We start from the raw sequence: 16,421 nt of genomic DNA on the forward strand, positions 1-16,421 counted from the left end.
GCTTGTTTCTGCTATAGCTCGAAGCGAAAGACGAGCACGGCAAGAACGGAAAAGCAGATCCTTCGCTATGCTCAGGATGACAAGTATCATCGGTGGGCCTAAGGTATGCAGCGATGATCCGTTTCGTCTTGAGTCGCTGCTATCCGTGACGATCGGTGTTAAGCCTTGATATCTTCAAAGTTGACCCGTTCCAGCTCCGCAACATAAGGCCGTTTTTGCACCTGCGTATAAATAGCGCCGACATATTCCCCAAGTATTCCGAGAAAGACTAACTGCAGGCTGGCGATAAAGAAGACGCCGATGAGCATGGGCGCCAGTCCGAAGCTGAAGGTATTCCAGAAGACGAGCTTCAGCACCAGGTAGATCATCGCGATCGAAAACGAGCCTGCCGCGCCGATGAATCCTGCGAAGACGGCCAGCCGCAGCGGTACGCGGGAGTGGTTGATGATGCCAAGCATGCCGAGATCGTAGAGCGTGTACCAGTTATTCTTCGTGATGCCGAACTTGCGACTGGGCTGGTCGTACGGGATCTTGACGAAGGGCAGGCCGACCTCGGCGATCATGCCTCGAAAGTAGGGGTAGGGGTCGCCGAAGGATTTGACGATGTCCATGACGCGACGGTCGTAGAGTCCGAAGCCGGTAAAGTTCTGGAAGGTCTCGATGCTCGAAAGCCGCTCCGCGACCTTGTAATATTGCTTGCGCAGCCAGAAGACGAGCGAGTTCTCTTCGCTGGCGCGCTTGATGCAGAGCACCATGAAGGCTCCCTCTTCCCAGTTGCGGACCAGCGTCGGGATGAGCTCGGGCGGGTCCTGCAGGTCGGCGACGATGGAGATGACGGCGTCGCCCGTAGCCTGGAAGAGCGCGTGGATGGGCGATCGGATGTGGCCGAAGTTGCGCGCGTTGACGATGATGCGGACGTTGGCGTCGACGGCCGCGATGCGCTTGAGGATGGAGACGGTTGCGTCGGCCGAGCTATTGTCGATGAAGATGTGCTCGTAGGCGTAGGGCATCGTCTCCATGACCGCGCGGACGCGGCTGTAGAGAAGCTCGACGTTGGCCTCTTCGTTGTAGCAGGCGGTGACGATGCTGAGCTTGCTGTCGGGTCTGCGGCTGTTCAAGCTGCCCCCTTTGCAGGGTAGTCGATGAGATAAAGGCTAGGTTTTAAAAGAGAACTTCTTATGCCCCAGGTAGCTCAGTATAGCGGTCAGAACGGAGACGATGAGACCTGCAAGATACGGCGCCGGGTGTCGAGGAAGGTGCAGCAGATGCTGCAGGCCCAACATCTGAAAGTGCAGCAGGCCCTTGGTGATCAGGGGCAGCGCAATCAACTCCGGGATCATGCCGACGCCGTAGACCGCGAAGCAGCGCAGCCACTCCCGCAGGTAGTTGCCCTTGGTGCGGAAGACGATGAATTTGTAACAAAAGAAGGCCACGGTGATGCCGATGGGCTTGGCCGAGATGGAGGCGAGATCCGGCACGGCGAGAATCCACTTGTGCGGCAACAGGTGTCCGTAGACCGTGACCAGCACCATGTAGCAACCGAGGGCGAAGACGGTGTTGAAGACGCCGACGGCGAGGAAGCGAACGACCTCGCCCTTGGGCATGAGGCGGCGCATGCTGCCGAAAGGGCCGGTGGCGTTGGGTTCGACCTGTTGCTCGGGAATCGGTTGGTTCAATGTGCTCATGGTTATCTTTCCTGCGCGCTGTGCCACTCCGCCGTTCGGCGTATGGCCTCTTCGAAGGGGACGTGTTGTTTCAAGTTTAGTTTCGTTTGCGCCTTTTGGGTGGACGGGATGTAACGATGTTGCGGGCCGGCGCCGGGCGCGCGTGCGACGTGAATCTCGGTGGCCGGATTCAGGATCTGGGCGACCGAGCGGGCGAGGTCGCGGATGCTGAGCGCCTCCTCCGAGCCGACGTTGAAGGCCTCGAGCGACGGCGCGCGCAAGAGCATCGTCCAGAGCCAGATGGCGAGGTCGGCGGCATAGAGGTACGAGCGCGCGGGCGTGCCGTCGCCGGCGATGCGGATAGGCCGGCCGGCGAGCGCGTCGGCGATGAAGTTGCCGATGGCGAAGTGCGTGTCGAGCGGCAGGTGCGGGCCGACGAAGGCGAAGCAGCGTGCGATCTTGATCTCGACAGGAACGGAGCTGGCCAGGAGCGCGCACATCAGCTCGGAGGTGCGCTTGCCCTCGGCGTAGACGCTGGCCGGATCGAGCGGGTTGGGCGCGCCGGTGTAGTCCTCGCCGATGTGGCTGAGGCCGGCGGGCTGGCGCCCATAGACCGCGCCGGAGCTGGTGAGCAGCAGCTTGCGAGCGCCGTGCGTGGCGGCGAATTCGAGCACTCGGGCAGTGCCGTCGAGGATCGTCGAGAGCATCGCCAGTGGCTCCTCGGCGAGCTGCGCGGCGGAGGCCGCGGTCGCCGCGTGGATGACGTAGGCGTAGCTGCCGATGGGCGGATCGAAGGTGCGGACGTCGCCCTTGACCAGCGTTAGCGCCGTGTCGAGGACCAGATGCGGACACTTGCGCGCAAAGGCCTCCGGCCCACGCGTCAGCACGGTGATGCTGGCGTTCAAACGCAGCGCGCGGTTGATGTGGAGGAAGCTCTCGACCAGCCAGCAGCCGAAGAAGCCCGTGCCGCCGGTGAGGAAGATGCGCTGGCTGCGCAGCTCGTCCCACAGCGGGGCGGTCTCGCGGAGGATCAGGTCGAGGTCTTCCTGGGGGAGTGGCGGCATCCTTCGTAGTCTAACCGCAAGCCCGAGCGACGGTCTTACAGGTAGCGGAAGACCGTCGCCGCCGTTTCGTCGTCGAGGTCCGGGGTCATCCGGTGGAGTGGGTTCGACTCCATCGAGCCCGATGCGGTGATGCGCGAGGTGATCTTCGGGAAGTAGGTCTGGGCCGGGTCGATGTGGACGAGGAAGGCTGCGGGGCCGGGCGCGTTGAAGGCCTCAAGGAAGGCCGGGTCGGCTTCGAAGCCGGGCAACACGGTCTGGACCGGGATCTCGTAGGCGGCGAAGAGATGCCGCCACTTCGGAATACCGAGGCCGGTCTGCGTATCGCAGCCCACGTAGCGTCCGCCGAAGTAGTTGATCTGCGTCATGCGGATGCTGGCGTAGCCGTTGTCGTCGAAGATAAAGATCTTCAGGTTCAGATCGTTGGCCCGGACGGTGCCGAGCTCCTGCAGGTTCTGGATGAAGCCGCCGTCGCCTTCGACGAGGATCGTACGGCGCGGCCTTGCTGCGAAGGCTGCGCCGATGGCGCCGGAGAGTCCGTAGCCCATGCTGGCCAGGCCCTTGTTGGTCACGATGAGCTGGCCCTGCTTCTGCGCGAAGGTCTGCATCATGACCGTGAAGGCGCTGCCGCTGGAGCAGGGGATGACGATGTCGTCTTCGGTCGCAAGCGTGGAGAGCTTTTCGGCGAAGACGTAAGGGCTGAGGTAGCCCGCGCCGGTGTGATTGACGGGCTCGACGAGCGGCAGCGCGGCCTGCACCTGGCGGCAAAACGCAAGCCACGCGGTGTGGTCGCCGAGCTTGAAGTCGGCGAGTGCATCGAGCACCTCGTTCGCGTCTCCGCGGAGCGCGGTGGCGATGGCGGGGTGTCCCTTGGTCAGCTCGGCGGCGTCGCAGTCGACCTGCACGATGCGGCCGGCGGGGATGAACTGCTGCCAGTTGAAGCCGCTCTGCTGCAGGCTGAGCCGTGTGCCGAGCGCGATAAGCAGGTCGGCCTGCTGGACGAGGATGTTCGCATAGCGCTGGCCCCAGGTGTTGGGCCGTCCGAAGTAGAGCGGGTGATCGGCCGGGATGCGGTCCATGGCGTTCCACGTCGTCATGATGGGCACGCCGAGGCGCGAGAGGCGACCGTCGGCGAGCAGCGCCTGCGTGGTGGCGCGGTCGATGCCCGCTCCCAGCAGGATCACCGGCCGCTCCGCCTGTTTGATCTGTTCGAGCAGAGCTTCGATGGCCTCGGGCGAGATAGGTGCAAAAGCAGGTGCGAAGGCGGGGACGGGTTCGCTGAGCGACGCCGCGTCCACCTGCGCCCCTTGGATGTCTAGCGGAATCTCCAGGAAAACGGGCCCCTTGCGACCGCGTTCGCCGGAGCGTGTGAGCGCGGAGAAGATAGTCTGGTCGGACACGATTGTGTAGAGGACGGCGCGCTCGGTAATGGGCGTCGCGATGGCGACGCCGTCGATCTCCTGGATGCCGCGCTGCCGAACCTTGCCGCGTGAGAGGTCGGTGGTCTTCACCTGCCCGCCGATGACGAGCAGCTCGCGCGATTCGAGCCACGCGCCGGCCATCGCGGTGACGATGTTGGTCAGGCCCGGTCCGGCGGTGACGAGCGCGAAGGCCTTATGTCCCAGTCCCAGCTCATTGAAATATTCGGCGGCGATGCCGGCCGCGACCTCATGCACCACAGGGATGCAGGTCAGCTTGTGGCTGCACGACTCCAGCAGGTGCATGATGTTGCCGCCCGCGACGAAGAAGCAGTGGGTGTAGCCGAGATCGACGAGCCAGTCGGCGAGCAGGTCGGAGTATTTGGTCATGCGATGGGTCGCTCCAGTTGCGCGGCGGCGATGCGATCGATCATCAGTTCGATCGAATGCTTGAGCTGGGCGTCGGTCTCGGACGTGCGCGGCACGCGGTCGAGGATGACCTCCCCGGCGCTATCGACCAGGATGAGGGTGTAGTGGCTGGCGGTGTGCTTCTTGTCGCTGGCCATGCGTTCGAGCACCTCGTCGAGCGAGAGCGTACGGACGTAGTGCTGCAGGTCGTCGAGCGCCTGCACCATGTAGGCCAGGTGATGCTCCAGTTGGGCTACTCGCGGAGATGCCGCGAAGGAGACGCCGCGCAGTCGCTGAAAGGCCAGCGCGCACAGGATGCCGAGGCCGACCGCGATGCCATGCGGAATCGCGTAGTGCGAGGCGCCTTCGATGGCATGGCCGAAGGTGTGGCCGAAGTTCAACAGCAGCCGCTCCTTCTTGTCGAACTCATCGATCTGGATGAAGTGCTGCTTGGCGCCGAGCGAGTTGAGCACGATGGCTTCGAGCGCGTCTTCGCCGTCGGGGTCCTGCGCGAGGTAGCGGGCGAAGGACTCCGGTCCGCGGCAGAAGGTGATCTTGGCGGCCTCGATCAGGCCTCCGGCGAACTGGTCGCGCGGCAGTGTCGCCGCGACGCCGGGGTCGATCAGGATGCGCTGCGGCGGATGAAAAGTTCCGACGAGATTCTTGTACGGGCCGACATTGATGCTCGACTTGCCGCCGATGCAGGAGTCCACCATGGCGAGCACCGTCGTCGGAATGTAGCTCCACTCCAGCCCGCGCATGTAGATGCTGGCGATGAAGGCGGCGAGGTCCTGGATCACGCCGCCGCCGATGGCGATCAGGTGGGTCTGCCGGTTGGCGCCGAGCTGGCGCATCTGTTCGATCAGCGCGGGCGCGGCGTCGAGCGACTTGCTGGCCTCGGTGGCTTCGACGAAGAGAGCGGGCAGGCCCTGAGCCTCGATGGCCGGGCGGAAGTAGGCATCGGCCAGCAGCAGCGTGCCGGCTCCCGCGGTCTTCAGCTCGGCGAGCGTCCCGGCGAAGCTGCGGCTGGCGACCGCGACGGTGTAGCTGCCGGTCGAGCTCGTGATGGTCAATACATTTGGATCAGAGTATGCGGACATGGCTGAACCCCAGGTCGGCCGCGATGAACTGGCCGGTGATGCCCGTGTTTTCGGGCGAGCAGAGGAAGCAGACGAGACTGGACACGTCCGTAAGCGTGGGCATGCGGCCGAAGCCGGTGGCGGCCGAGAGAGCTTCGATCTGGTCGCGATGGAGGTTGTGCCGCGTCATGGGCGTGTCGATCGCGCCGGGCAGCACGGCGTTGATCAGATGGCCGTCGACGGCGAGATCCGCGGCGGCCGAGAGCACCAGGCCCTGCAGCGCGGACTTCGAGACGCAGTAGCTCAGCTTCGACTGCTTGGCAAGATTCTGCCAGATGGAGCTGATGACGACCATGCGGGCCTTCGGCGCCAGCAGATCGTGTTCGAGCAGCGCCTTCATGGTTGCGAGAATGTAGACGACATTGGCCTCGTAGATCTGGCGGTGTTTGTCGAGGTCGACGTTGTAGACGCTGTCGTTGAGGTTTGCGCCCTGCGCCCAGCAGACAGCGGTGTAGGGTGTGTCCGTCCTCAGTTGTTCCGGCTCGAAGTGTTTTGAGAGCGGATCGACGGCGAGGTAGGTGACTTCTTCGAGGCCTTCGAGCGCGATCTCCGGAATGGCGCGCGCGGCGCCGGTGACCATCCATCCGCGCGCAAGGCCGGCGAGGCAGACGGCATGGCCGATCGCGCCCGATGCGCCGAGGACGAGCAGGTGTTCCGTGGGGTCGATCTGGGTCTCAATCTGGGGCATCGATGGGGCCATCAGCGATTCAGCACCGACCAGCGCTGCTCCAGCATATCGATGCGTTTGGCGTCCTCCTGCTGGATCCGGCCGTAGTAATCGCGCTTGTTGAGCAGCCAGAGCAGTTCGAAGTGGACGGCGTTCAGCAGGCCTTCGCCGATGTGTTTTTCCCTGGCGGCCTGCGCGTCGAAGATGACCTTGCGGGTCTCGAAGCGGGTGAGGTGGACGTCGACCATGCGGCGCAGCACCGGGATGGAGTCCGACGAGACGCCGCCGCCGACGACGAGGTCGAGTCCGCGCGCCTTGCAGGCGGCAGCCGTGGCGAGCACGCACTCGGTCACCTCTTCGCCGTTGATCGCGTCGCGGCCAAGGCCGGCAGAAAGCGAGAAGTCGACCCGGCCGAAGACTACGCCGGCGAGCTCCTCGGCGCGCAGAGTCTCATCGGCCAGCGCGTCGAGCTGCTGGTAGGCGGTGATGGTCTCGAGGTTGAAGAGGAAGTCGGTGCCCATCTGCTCGTCGACGTTGTAGACCTTGCCGACGGCTTCGGCGAACTTGCTGAGCGCGTAGGTGCTCTCGATCATGGGTGCGATGATGTAATCGACGCCGATCTGCTTGCTTTCGATCAGATCGCGCATGGCCTCGCAGCCGCCGATCTTGAGGCCGAGCTTGAGGTCGGCCCTGCGGCAGATCTCGACCAGCCGCAGCAGCTCGTCGACCCGCGTGCCCTCGGCCTCGAACTCCGCCTTGACGGCGACGTAGCCGAACTCCTCCCTGCCGGTCTTCAGCAGTTCGAGCATCTTGCGTTCGCGTGTGTTCATGAAGCTCCTGACTCTGAAGTTTGGGCCGAACGCCGACGCGCAAGTGCGTCTCCGATGACTCAGTATAGATGGCCTGGGCGGGGCGTGGTCGAGTGCCTAACAGAGGGCGTGTCCCTGCGGTAGAATGGGCGCGTTCGGGCGCCGGTCATTTCAGGGCGCCCGCCGGAGGGGTCGTGCGCATGTCGGGAAGCGGATTCGAGGTACTGCGGGGCGCCTTGCTGGCGATGACGTTGACGTTGGCGGGTTCGGCCGAGGGACAAGGCCCTGCTCCGGCTCCGGCGCCCCAGCCGCTCTGGGCGGGCGCAGCGCCGGGCGCACTCGGAACCGAGGCGGTCGACATCCCGACCCTGACGGCGTTTCTGCCGACGTCGAACCCGACGAAGACGGCGGTCATCGTCGCGCCGGGCGGCGGGTACCTGAACCTGTCGATGAAGAAAGAGGGAACCGACATCGCCGCGTGGCTGAACGCGCGCGGCATCGCGGCGTTCGTGCTGAAGTACCGGCTGGGGCCGAGGTATCACAACCCCGTCGAGCTGCAGGACGCGCAGCGCGCCATTCGCACGGTTCGCGCCCATGCGGCGGAGTACGGCGTGGCGACCGATCACATCGGCATGTGGGGTTTTTCGGCGGGCGGACATCTGGCGGCGACCGCCGGAACGCAGTTCGATGCTGGAAAGGCCGATGCCTCCGACGCGATCGACCGGCAGTCGAGCCGCCCGGACTTTCTCGTGCTCGCCTACCCGGTCATCACGCTCGAGCCGCCCTACATGCACGCCGGCTCGCGAAAATACCTGCTGGGCGACGACGCGACGCCCGAGCTTGCGGCGTCCATGTCCGCCGAGAAGCACGTGACGAAGGAGACGCCGCCGGCGTTTCTCTACGCGACCTACGACGACAAGACCGTGCCGGTGATGAACTCCGTGCTGTTTTACGAGGCGATGGTGAAGGCCGGCGCTCCGGCGGAGATGCATCTGTATAAACAGGGTCCGCATGGAACGGGATTGGCGGCGGGTTTTCCACTGCTGAAGGGCTGGCCGGATGTGCTGGCGAAGTGGCTGGCGGGCAACGGATGGATGGACCCAGCTGCGGCGGCCAACGTGACGACGCCGTAGTCTCCCGGTTTGGTTCTCGCGCGGGCATTGTGTAGAGTAGGCGAAAAGGCAACAGAACTGCGCGAACGGAGACAGAGCCCTGTGGCCGTGCGTTGCACAGGGAGATTTGGATGCGTTTTGCAGCACTGTCGAGGCGTTCTTGCTGGATGAAGCTGTGTCTGGCGTTGGTTCTTGCGATGGCCGCCGGAGTGCGGCCGATGCCAATGGCGGCTCAGGCCCCGGCTGCAACTCAGACAGTTGCGGCGCCCGCGAGTCAGGACGCTCGGATCGCCGCGCTGGAAAAGCAGGTAGCCGATAACGCCACGGCGGTCGCCGCCGCGCAGAGCGCGGGCGACAACGGCTGGATGCTGGTCTCCGCCGCGCTGGTGCTGATGATGAGCGGCCCCGGACTTGCGCTCTTCTACGGCGGTCTGGTGCGCAAAAAGAACATCCTCGGCACGATGATGCAGACCTTCGCGATGATGGCCGTCATCACCGTCCTGTGGGCGCTGGTGACGTACTCGCTGGCCTTCGGGACGGGCAATGCGTTTATCGGCGGACTGCATAACGCGTTTCTGCACGGCGTCGGCCTCCTGCCGGACAAGGACTACGCGGCGACGATTCCGCTTCAGACCTTCATGGTCTACCAGTTGATGTTCGCGATCATCACCCCGGCGCTGATCACCGGCGCATTCGCCGAGCGCATGAAGTTTTCGGCGATGCTGGTCTTCATGATCCTGTGGGCGTTCCTCGTCTACAGCCCCATGGCGCACATGGTCTGGGGCAAGGGCGGTCTGCTGAATGCGACCCTCGGCGGCAGGTTTCCGTGCCTGGACTTCGCCGGCGGAACGGTCGTGCATGTGACGTCGGGCGTCTCGGCGCTGGTGACGGCGCTCTATCTCGGCAAGCGCATCGGCTACCCGAAGATTCCCATGCCGCCGCACTCGATGGTGTTGAGCTTCATCGGCGCGTGTCTGCTGTGGGTGGGCTGGTTCGGCTTCAACGCCGGCAGCGCGCTGGCTGCCGGTACGCTCGCGACCTCGGCGTTCGTGGCGACGCACTTCGCGGCTGCCGCCGCCGCGATCGGGTGGAGCATCGCGGAGTGGATCAACCACGGCAAGCCGTCCGCGCTGGGCGCGATCTCGGGCGCGGTGGCGGGTCTGGTCGGCATCACGCCGGCCGCCGGCTTCGTCTCCCCGATGTCCGCGCTCTGGATCGGCCTGATCGTCGGCGTCTTCTGCTTCTTCATGGTCTTCTTCGTGAAGAAGATCTTCGGCTACGACGACTCGCTCGACGCGTTCGGCGTACACGGCGCGGGCGGAACGCTGGGCGCGGTGCTGACCGGCATCTTCGCCAACAGCGCGATCAACCCGATCTTCGGCGCGGGCAAGGCGACGGGCCTGCTCGAGGGCAACGCGCATCAGGTGGTGAACCAGGTTGTGGGCATCGCGATTGCATGGGGTTTATCCATTGTTGGTACGCTGGTGATATTGTTCGTCGTGGACAAGACGCTGGGCCTGCGGGTCAGCGAGGCGGACGAGCGCGAGGGGCTGGATCTCTCGCAGCACGGCGAAGAGGGTTACGACTGGGCTCACTAAGCCTGGCCGCGTAGCCGAAGAGACTGGTAAGATGCGCTAGACGCAGAGGGATCTAAAGATGCAGAAGATTGAAGCCGTGATTCAGCCCTCGAAGTTGGATGAGGTGAAGGACGCGCTGCTCGAAATCGGCGTGGAAGGCATGACGATTCTGGAGGCGCGCGGACATGGCCGCCAGAAGGGTCATACCGAGTTCTATCGCGGTCGCGAGTATGCGGTGGATCTGCTGCCGAAGGTGAAGCTGGAGCTGGTCGTGCGCGACGAACTGGTCGAGCCGGCGGTGCAGGCCATCATCACCGCGGCGCGTACGGGCAAGATCGGCGACGGCAAGATCTTCATCTCGAAGATCGACGAAGCGATCCGGATTCGAAACGACGAGCGCGGCGAGATCGCGGTCTAACCGACGCCTCCGCCCCGGTCCGGTGCGGGGGCGTTCGATTTTCGTTCGAAAGATTTTCGTTTTGAAAAATAGAACGTTTCAGAGGCTCTTGCCGGCCTTGATGGCGATTCCGCATTTTCCAGTCCAGACAGGCTGTATGCTTTAGTTTCAACGAGCAGATCAGCATGATTCAGGAAGAGCCCTCACAACTCGACAGGCGCGAAGCGTACAAGCGCGCGATGGCCGCGATCCGTACGGATCTGACGGGCCGCCCGGGTTCGCCCGAGGCCGGGATGACCGCGGTCGCGGCGCGCTCTTTCGCCGTCGACGAGCTGGTGCGCGAGCTCTGGGCGGAGGCGGTGAAGCGCGATGCGCGCCTGGCCGCGGGCGTGGCGGTGCTGGCCGTGGGCGGCTATGGGAGGCGTCAGCTCTTTCCCTACTCCGATGTCGATGTCATCTTCCTGCTCGACGGCAAGCTGGCCGAAAAAGATGTCAAAGACGCGATTCGAACCGTGAATCAGGCGCTGTGGGACGCCGGGCTGCGCGTCTCGCCCATGACGCGAACGCTGGCCGAGTGCGATCAGTTCGATCCCGAGAACGTAGAGTTCACGCTTTCCCTGCTGGACCAGCGGTCGATCGCCGGCAACGCGGAGTTGCAGGCGAAGCTCGCCGACAAGGTGTTGCCGAAGCTGATCGCGCGCGACCGGAAGAAGATTGTCGTGCGTCTGCTGGAGATCACGCGCGCCCGCCATGCCAAGTACGGCGACACGCTCTTTCACCTGGAGCCGAATGTGAAGGAGTGTCCCGGCGGCCTGCGCGACATCCACGTCTGCGAGTGGCTGGCGAAGCTCTCGCCCGAGGACAGGATCGTTGAGGTCGAGAATGAGGAGTTCCGCGAGGCGCGCGAGTTTTTGTGCCTGGTGCGATGTTTTCTCCATCTGCGCCACGAGCGCGACGACAACATGCTGGACTGGTACGCGCAGGATGCGGCGGCCGCGGCGGGCGTGGGCATCGGACGTCCCGGACATGCCGAAGCCGCCTACTGGATGCGTTTCTACTTCCGCCACGCGCGTTCGGTCGAGCGCCGCGCGACGCTGGCGATGGACGAGGCTGCTGCCGGAGCGGGTTCGAAGGCTCTGCCCGGCTGGCGGATCTTCCGCCGGGTCGCGGCGCCCGAGGAGCGCGGTTTTCAGATCACCCAGGGGCGCGTGGAGCTGGCGCCCGCGACGGCAGGCTTCGAAGGCGATCCCGCGCACGATCCGGACGTGGTGCTGCGCATCTTTGCCGTGATGGCGCAGACGGGTTCGCGACTGGGTTCGGCGGCGGAGGCGAGGCTGGCGCATGGGCTGCCGCTGATCTCGGCCAATCTCGAGGACGGGCCGGCGCTGTGGCACCAGTTGAAGACGATCCTCACCGGCCGGCATGCGGGCGAATCGCTCCGCGCGATGCATGCGCTCGGCATCCTCGAGTTGTTGATTCCCGAGTTCCACGGCATCGACGCGCTGGTCATCCGCGACGCCTACCACCGCTATACGGTGGATGAGCACACCTTCGTCCTGATCGACACGCTGCACGGGCTGGACACCGCGCCCGAGCCGAACGGCAAGCTGGCCGCGAAGCCCGGGCCGGGCATCGGCGAATGGGCCAGCCGCTTCGGCGGAGTCCTCCGCGAGCTGCCGCACCCGGAGCTGCTTTACCTGGCCGCGCTGCTCCACGATACGGGCAAGGGACGCAGTTCGACCGACCACCCGCATGAGAGCGCGCGCATGGCCGAGAGCGTGCTGAGCCGGTTGGAACTCGACTCCTATGAGTGCGGCCTGGTGCTCTCGCTCATCCGGAACCATCTGGAGATGCCCGCCGCCCTGCGTCGCGACGTCTTCGACGCGGAGACCGTCCGCGCCTTCGCCGCCAAGGTGCCCACGCCCGAGGCGCTGCGCATGCTCGCGCTCTTCACCTATGCCGACATCTGCGCCGTGCATCCCGATGCTCTTACGCCGTGGAAGGCCGAGAATCTGTGGCGGCTCTACATCACGACGGCGAACTTCCTCGACCGCAGCGTGGACGACGAGCGCGTGGGCGCGCAGCCGGAGAGCGAACTGGTGCATCGGCTGACGGCGCTCTTGCCTGGACAGAAGACGCAGGTGATGGAGTTCCTCGAAGGCTTCCCGGAGCGGTACGTGCTGACGCGCACGCCGGAGCAGGTGCGCACGCACTTCCTCATGGCTCAGAAGCTCGCCGAGGAGTCCGTGCAGCTCGACTTTCGCTACGCGCCGGGCATCAGCGAGATCACCCTGGTGACGCCGGATCGCGAGCTGCTCTTCGCCCGCGTGGCCGGCGCGCTGGCGGGCTGGGGAATGAATATCGTCTCGGCCGACGCGTTCTCGAACCGGCAGGGGATCGTCGTCGACAGCTTTCGCTTCACGGACAGCTTCAAGACGCTGGAGATGAACGCATCCGAGCATGAGCGCTTCGTCGCGAGCGTCCACGATGTGATGACCGGGAAGGTGCCGGTCGAGCGTCTGCTGGGCGGGCGACGGCGAACCAAGCGCAAGGCGCCGAAGGTGCTGGTGGAGGCGCGCGTCGACTTCGACGACGAGGCCTCCTCGCACAGCACGCTGCTTCAGGTCGTCGCGCAGGATACGCCCGGTCTGCTGCGCGCGCTCAGCCTGACGATCGGCGAACGCGGCTGCAATATCGAGGTGGCGCTGGTCGATACCGAAGGCGAGATGGCGATCGACGTCTTTTATATCCGGCGCGCCGGCGCGAAGCTCGACGTGGCCGAACAAGAGTCGATGCGGCAGGAGCTGTTGCAGGCGATGGAGGAAAATGCACGTTCGTAGTGGATTGGCGATGGGACTCGCGTTGGCGCTTGGGTCGGCTTCGGTGGTGTGGGCCGCGCCCGCTGTCTGCCGGACCGGTGTGATCGAGGGCGAGGTGAAGGCAGGGGAGAGCTTCACACGGCCGCTGGGCAATGGCCTGGAGCTGAAGCTCGAGCCACTGGCTTCGGGCTGGATCCTGCGGGTCGTACCCACGGCCGGGCAGCGCGGCGATCACGACTACGCCGAGCTGGCGACGCCGCCGTATCACTCGGTCAGCCCCCTGCTCATCAGCACCGACTTCGCCTTTCGCGCGCAGGATGCGGTGGGCTGGAATCCGCGACGCTTCCGCTTCGCGCCGAATGCGGCCACGTACGCGGCGTTGCGCGCGGCTTATCAGCCTTATGAGAGCGCCGCGTCGAAGCCAACCCCGGCAGAGGAACAGCGGTTGAGCGCGGCTTTGAGCAGCGCGACGAGTGCGGTCTTTCAGATCGTGGATGCGCGCCTGATCGGCGGCACTGCGGACCAGTGGCAGATGGCAGGCGCGGTGGCCTCGCACTTCACCACCACGGCGCATACCGTGGTCGATGCGCCCGAGGGCAAGACGACTCCGTTAGGCAAGCTGCTGTGGCTGCGCTTTCGCGTGCGGATAGATCTTCCTCCGGCCTCGGTGCTGAAGCCGGACCGTACGCTGAAGCTCGAATCGGCGCCTTGTCCGTTCTAGTGATGGGCCGGCGGCCGAAATAGAACCAACCAGCAGCGGAAACAGTGCATCGAACCGAATATCTGCATTACGAGTGGGCACATTTTTCCGGGCTGCAACCTGCAATCGTTGTTCAACAAACCACGAACGGCACTATCATTACTTTATGACCACCCCTGCGCAACAGACGACAGCCAACGGCCGCCCCTCGGACGGACCGCAGAAAGACGACCGGTATTTTTTCGGCACACTCGACAGCTTCGGCAAGAACCGCGAGAAGCTGAACGAGGTGAGCTGGGGGTATGACCAGCCGGAGGGGATCGTGCTGGCGTCGATGGACGCGGCCATCAACTGGGTTCGCAAGAACTCGGTGTGGCCGATGACCTTTGGGCTGGCGTGCTGCGCGATCGAGATGATGTCGATGGGTGGGTCGCGGTACGACATTGCGCGTTTCGGCGCGGAGGTGTTTCGTCCGTCGCCGCGGCAGAGCGATCTGATGATCATTGCCGGGCGGGTCTCGCAGAAGATGGCCCCGGTGATCCGTCGGCTGTACGAGCAGATGCCGGAGCCTAAGTGGGTGATCTCGATGGGCGCATGCGCGACCTCGGGCGGCGTGTTCAACAACTACGCGCTATTGCAGGGTGTGAACCAGGTGATTCCGGTGGACATTTATGTGCCTGGATGTCCGCCTCGCCCGGAACAACTGCTGTATGCGATCACGCTTTTGCAGGAGAAGATTCAGCAGGAGAAGGGTACGGTTCGCCGTACGTTGAACCTGAGTTGAACTGTTGTACTGATGGTTAAGAATAACTTTGCAGGTTCCAAGGCCTCGTCAGAGAGTACAAATGAATCGCTTTGCTGATAAATTGCATGAACAGGTCAGCAGGGAAATTTGTTTTCTGGCAAACCGGGGAACTTGCGATAGACTTTGATGGACCCAGCAACCTAGAGCAGAGTTGATCCAGCCGAGATCAAAAAATTTAGTTACACGTTTCGCGGAGGAAGTCGAATGGTTTATCGCCCGTTTCATAGTATTGGCCGGTTTTTGCTGGCTGCATGCGCAGTCAGCCTTGGTGCTGCGAGCCTGAATGCGCAGACTGCTGCCCCGATGGGGCCTAACCCGTCGCGCGTCGATATCTTCGCCGGTTACTCCTATTTCGGCGCGCACGGCGTGGTCAAGCCGTCGGGCGTAGCGTACTCCTCGGTCAACGAAGGCGAGATCCTGAGCGGCGCGTACTACTTCAACAAGTATGCCGGTTTCGAGATTGACGGCGCAGCGCACCCGGACGGCAAGAACGACGCTCTGTTCACGGGTGTCGCAGGTCCGGTATTCCGCGCTCCGATGCAGGGCTTCACCCTCTTCGCGCACGGTCTGGTCGGCGGTGGGCGTATCGGCGGTCCGAACAGCGAAGGCCCTGTGATCTATCACGAGGCCTACACCTGGGGTCCGGTGATCAAGGCCGGCGGCGGCATGGACTACGATCTGCCGTTCTTTCACAACCGCTTTTCGCTTCGCCTCTTCCAGGCCGACTATCAATGGATTCACGCGGACTTCGGTCCGTATGAGACCGACGCCATCGGCCAGTCCGTGGGCGGACGCACGAACATGAGCGGCGTCGTTTTGAGCACGGGTCTCGTCGCTCACTTCGGCCACATCATCCCTCCGCCGCCGGTCACCTACACCTGCGCGGTTGCGCCGACCACGGTCTTCCCGGGCGACCCCGTCACGGTCACCGGCACCGCGGTCAATCTGAATCCGAAGAAGACGGCGACCTACACCTGGTCCTCGACCGGCGGCACGGTCTCTGGCTCGTCCAGCGTAGCCAACGTCGACACCAAGGATTTGGCGCCTGGCAGCTACACGGTCAAGGGCCACGTCTCCGAGGGCGCGAAGATCGGCCAGTTCGCGGACTGCTCCGGCGACTTCACGGTCAAGGCCTTCGAGCCGCCGACCATCGGTTGCTCGGCTAACCCGTCGACCGTCAACCCCGGCGACTCCTCGACAATCACCGCAACCGGTGTGAGCCCGCAGAACCGTCCGCTGACCTACAGCTACAGCGCGACTGCCGGCACCGTCAGCGGCTCCACCAACACGGCGACCCTGTCGACCGCTGGTGCGGCTCCTGGCACCATCACCGTCACCTGCAACGTCGTCGACGACAAGGGCCAGACCGCCACGCAGATGACCACGGTGACCGTGGTTGCTCCGCCGAAACCGCCTGCTCCGACGACCAGCAGCCTCTGCTCCGTCAGCTTCGAGCGCGATAAGAAGCGTCCGGCGCGCGTGGACAACGAGGGCAAGGCCTGCCTCGACGACCTCGCACTGAACCTGCAGCGCACCACCGACTCGAAGCTGGCTGTTGTGGGTAACGGCGCAACCTCCGAGAAGAAGGCCGCTGCGAAGCTCGCCGCTGAGCGCGCTGTCAACACCAAGGACTACCTGGTTACCGAGAAGGGCATCGATGCTTCGCGCATCCAGGTCTACACCGGCTCCCAGGATGCCAAGACCGTCACCACCACCCTGGTTCCGGCTGGCGCAACCCTCGACAGCACTGGAACGACCCCTGTGGATGAGGCAGCCGTCAAGCCCCAGCCCCGCAAGGCCATGGCAGCGAAGAAGCACCACCACAAGAAGTAGTCGGAACGCAGT

General features: G+C 64.3%; 14 protein-coding genes. 7 read left to right on the forward strand and 7 right to left on the reverse strand.

Features of this window, described 5'->3' with window-relative positions; all coding sequences use genetic code 11:
• Window positions 1-158: 158 nt before the first annotated feature.
• The 7 genes from CHB87_RS10820 to CHB87_RS10850 are packed head-to-tail and all read right to left on the reverse strand — an operon-like array spanning window position 159 to window position 7,187.
• Window positions 159-1,118 carry a glycosyltransferase family 2 protein gene (locus CHB87_RS10820; protein WP_089408440.1) on the reverse strand — a complete coding sequence of 320 codons (960 nt, stop codon included), beginning with the start codon at window positions 1,116-1,118 and terminating at the stop codon, window positions 159-161.
• Window positions 1,119-1,154: 36 nt separating this feature from the next.
• Entirely contained in the window at window positions 1,155-1,685 is a 531-nt protein-coding gene (locus CHB87_RS10825; protein WP_089408441.1) for a GtrA family protein, read from the reverse strand.
• A 2-nt stretch (window positions 1,686-1,687) separates the two neighbouring features.
• Entirely contained in the window at window positions 1,688-2,728 is a 1,041-nt protein-coding gene (locus CHB87_RS10830; RefSeq protein WP_089408442.1) for an NAD-dependent epimerase/dehydratase family protein, read from the reverse strand.
• A gap of 35 nt (window positions 2,729-2,763) precedes the next feature.
• Entirely contained in the window at window positions 2,764-4,533 is a 1,770-nt protein-coding gene (locus tag CHB87_RS10835; RefSeq protein ID WP_089408443.1) for a thiamine pyrophosphate-binding protein, read from the reverse strand.
• Window positions 4,530-5,651 (reverse strand): 3-dehydroquinate synthase, encoded by a 1,122-nt coding sequence (locus CHB87_RS10840; RefSeq protein ID WP_089408444.1) that lies wholly within the window; start codon window positions 5,649-5,651, stop codon window positions 4,530-4,532. Before CHB87_RS10840 ends, CHB87_RS10835 begins: the two co-directional genes overlap by 4 nt.
• Window positions 5,635-6,378 carry an SDR family NAD(P)-dependent oxidoreductase gene (locus CHB87_RS10845; RefSeq protein WP_089408655.1) on the reverse strand — a complete coding sequence of 248 codons (744 nt, stop codon included), beginning with the start codon at window positions 6,376-6,378 and terminating at the stop codon, window positions 5,635-5,637. The genes CHB87_RS10840 and CHB87_RS10845 overlap by 17 nt, the downstream gene beginning before the upstream one ends.
• An 11-nt stretch (window positions 6,379-6,389) precedes the next feature.
• The gene (locus CHB87_RS10850; RefSeq protein ID WP_089408445.1) at window positions 6,390-7,187 is read right to left on the reverse strand and encodes an aldolase/citrate lyase family protein; all 798 of its coding nucleotides are present in this window, start codon (window positions 7,185-7,187) and stop codon (window positions 6,390-6,392) included.
• A gap of 179 nt (window positions 7,188-7,366) precedes the next feature.
• Between CHB87_RS10850 and CHB87_RS10855 the strand changes: the two genes are divergently transcribed.
• The 7 genes from CHB87_RS10855 to CHB87_RS10885 all read left to right on the forward strand — a co-directional run bounded on the left by CHB87_RS10855 (window position 7,367) and on the right by CHB87_RS10885 (window position 16,409).
• Entirely contained in the window at window positions 7,367-8,299 is a 933-nt protein-coding gene (locus CHB87_RS10855; protein ID WP_089408446.1) for an alpha/beta hydrolase, read from the forward strand.
• 197 nt (window positions 8,300-8,496) lie between these two features.
• On the forward strand, window positions 8,497-9,876 hold the full coding sequence (locus CHB87_RS10860) for an ammonium transporter (RefSeq protein ID WP_217897030.1): 1,380 nt from the start codon (window positions 8,497-8,499) through the stop codon (window positions 9,874-9,876).
• Between the two features lie 58 nt (window positions 9,877-9,934).
• Window positions 9,935-10,273, forward strand: a complete 339-nt coding sequence (locus tag CHB87_RS10865) for a P-II family nitrogen regulator (protein ID WP_089408448.1) — start codon at window positions 9,935-9,937, stop codon at window positions 10,271-10,273.
• Window positions 10,274-10,437: 164 nt separating this feature from the next.
• Window positions 10,438-13,092, forward strand: coding sequence for a [protein-PII] uridylyltransferase (gene glnD, locus CHB87_RS10870; RefSeq protein ID WP_089408449.1), 2,655 nt, complete (start codon window positions 10,438-10,440; stop codon window positions 13,090-13,092).
• Window positions 13,093-13,102: 10 nt separating this feature from the next.
• The gene (locus CHB87_RS10875) at window positions 13,103-13,792 is read left to right on the forward strand and encodes a hypothetical protein (RefSeq protein ID WP_089408450.1); all 690 of its coding nucleotides are present in this window, start codon (window positions 13,103-13,105) and stop codon (window positions 13,790-13,792) included.
• A 145-nt stretch (window positions 13,793-13,937) separates the two neighbouring features.
• On the forward strand, window positions 13,938-14,555 hold the full coding sequence (locus tag CHB87_RS10880; RefSeq protein WP_089408451.1) for an NADH-quinone oxidoreductase subunit B: 618 nt from the start codon (window positions 13,938-13,940) through the stop codon (window positions 14,553-14,555).
• A 324-nt stretch (window positions 14,556-14,879) separates the two neighbouring features.
• Window positions 14,880-16,409 carry an OmpA family protein gene (locus CHB87_RS10885; protein ID WP_342743555.1) on the forward strand — a complete coding sequence of 510 codons (1,530 nt, stop codon included), beginning with the start codon at window positions 14,880-14,882 and terminating at the stop codon, window positions 16,407-16,409.
• The last annotated feature ends 12 nt before the right edge of the window (window positions 16,410-16,421 follow it).

The organism is Granulicella rosea, from assembly GCF_900188085.1.
GTDB lineage: Bacteria > Acidobacteriota > Terriglobia > Terriglobales > Acidobacteriaceae > Edaphobacter > Edaphobacter rosea.

Excerpts from the sequence above, each read along its gene's own strand:
- CHB87_RS10825 (WP_089408441.1), bottom strand. The coding sequence starts at position 1,685 with ATGAGCACATTGAACCAACCGATTCCCGAGCAACAGGTCGAACCCAAC.
- CHB87_RS10830 (WP_089408442.1), bottom strand. The coding sequence starts at position 2,728 with ATGCCGCCACTCCCCCAGGAAGACCTCGACCTGATCCTCCGCGAGACC.
- CHB87_RS10835 (WP_089408443.1), bottom strand. The coding sequence starts at position 4,533 with ATGACCAAATACTCCGACCTGCTCGCCGACTGGCTCGTCGATCTCGGC.
- CHB87_RS10840 (WP_089408444.1), bottom strand. The coding sequence starts at position 5,651 with ATGTCCGCATACTCTGATCCAAATGTATTGACCATCACGAGCTCGACC.
- CHB87_RS10845 (WP_089408655.1), bottom strand. The coding sequence starts at position 6,378 with ATGCCCCAGATTGAGACCCAGATCGACCCCACGGAACACCTGCTCGTC.
- CHB87_RS10850 (WP_089408445.1), bottom strand. The coding sequence starts at position 7,187 with ATGAACACACGCGAACGCAAGATGCTCGAACTGCTGAAGACCGGCAGG.
- CHB87_RS10855 (WP_089408446.1), top strand. The coding sequence starts at position 7,367 with ATGTCGGGAAGCGGATTCGAGGTACTGCGGGGCGCCTTGCTGGCGATG.
- CHB87_RS10860 (WP_217897030.1), top strand. The coding sequence starts at position 8,497 with ATGCCAATGGCGGCTCAGGCCCCGGCTGCAACTCAGACAGTTGCGGCG.
- CHB87_RS10865 (WP_089408448.1), top strand. The coding sequence starts at position 9,935 with ATGCAGAAGATTGAAGCCGTGATTCAGCCCTCGAAGTTGGATGAGGTG.
- glnD (WP_089408449.1), top strand. The coding sequence starts at position 10,438 with ATGATTCAGGAAGAGCCCTCACAACTCGACAGGCGCGAAGCGTACAAG.
- CHB87_RS10875 (WP_089408450.1), top strand. The coding sequence starts at position 13,103 with ATGGGACTCGCGTTGGCGCTTGGGTCGGCTTCGGTGGTGTGGGCCGCG.
- CHB87_RS10880 (WP_089408451.1), top strand. The coding sequence starts at position 13,938 with ATGACCACCCCTGCGCAACAGACGACAGCCAACGGCCGCCCCTCGGAC.
- CHB87_RS10885 (WP_342743555.1), top strand. The coding sequence starts at position 14,880 with ATGGGGCCTAACCCGTCGCGCGTCGATATCTTCGCCGGTTACTCCTAT.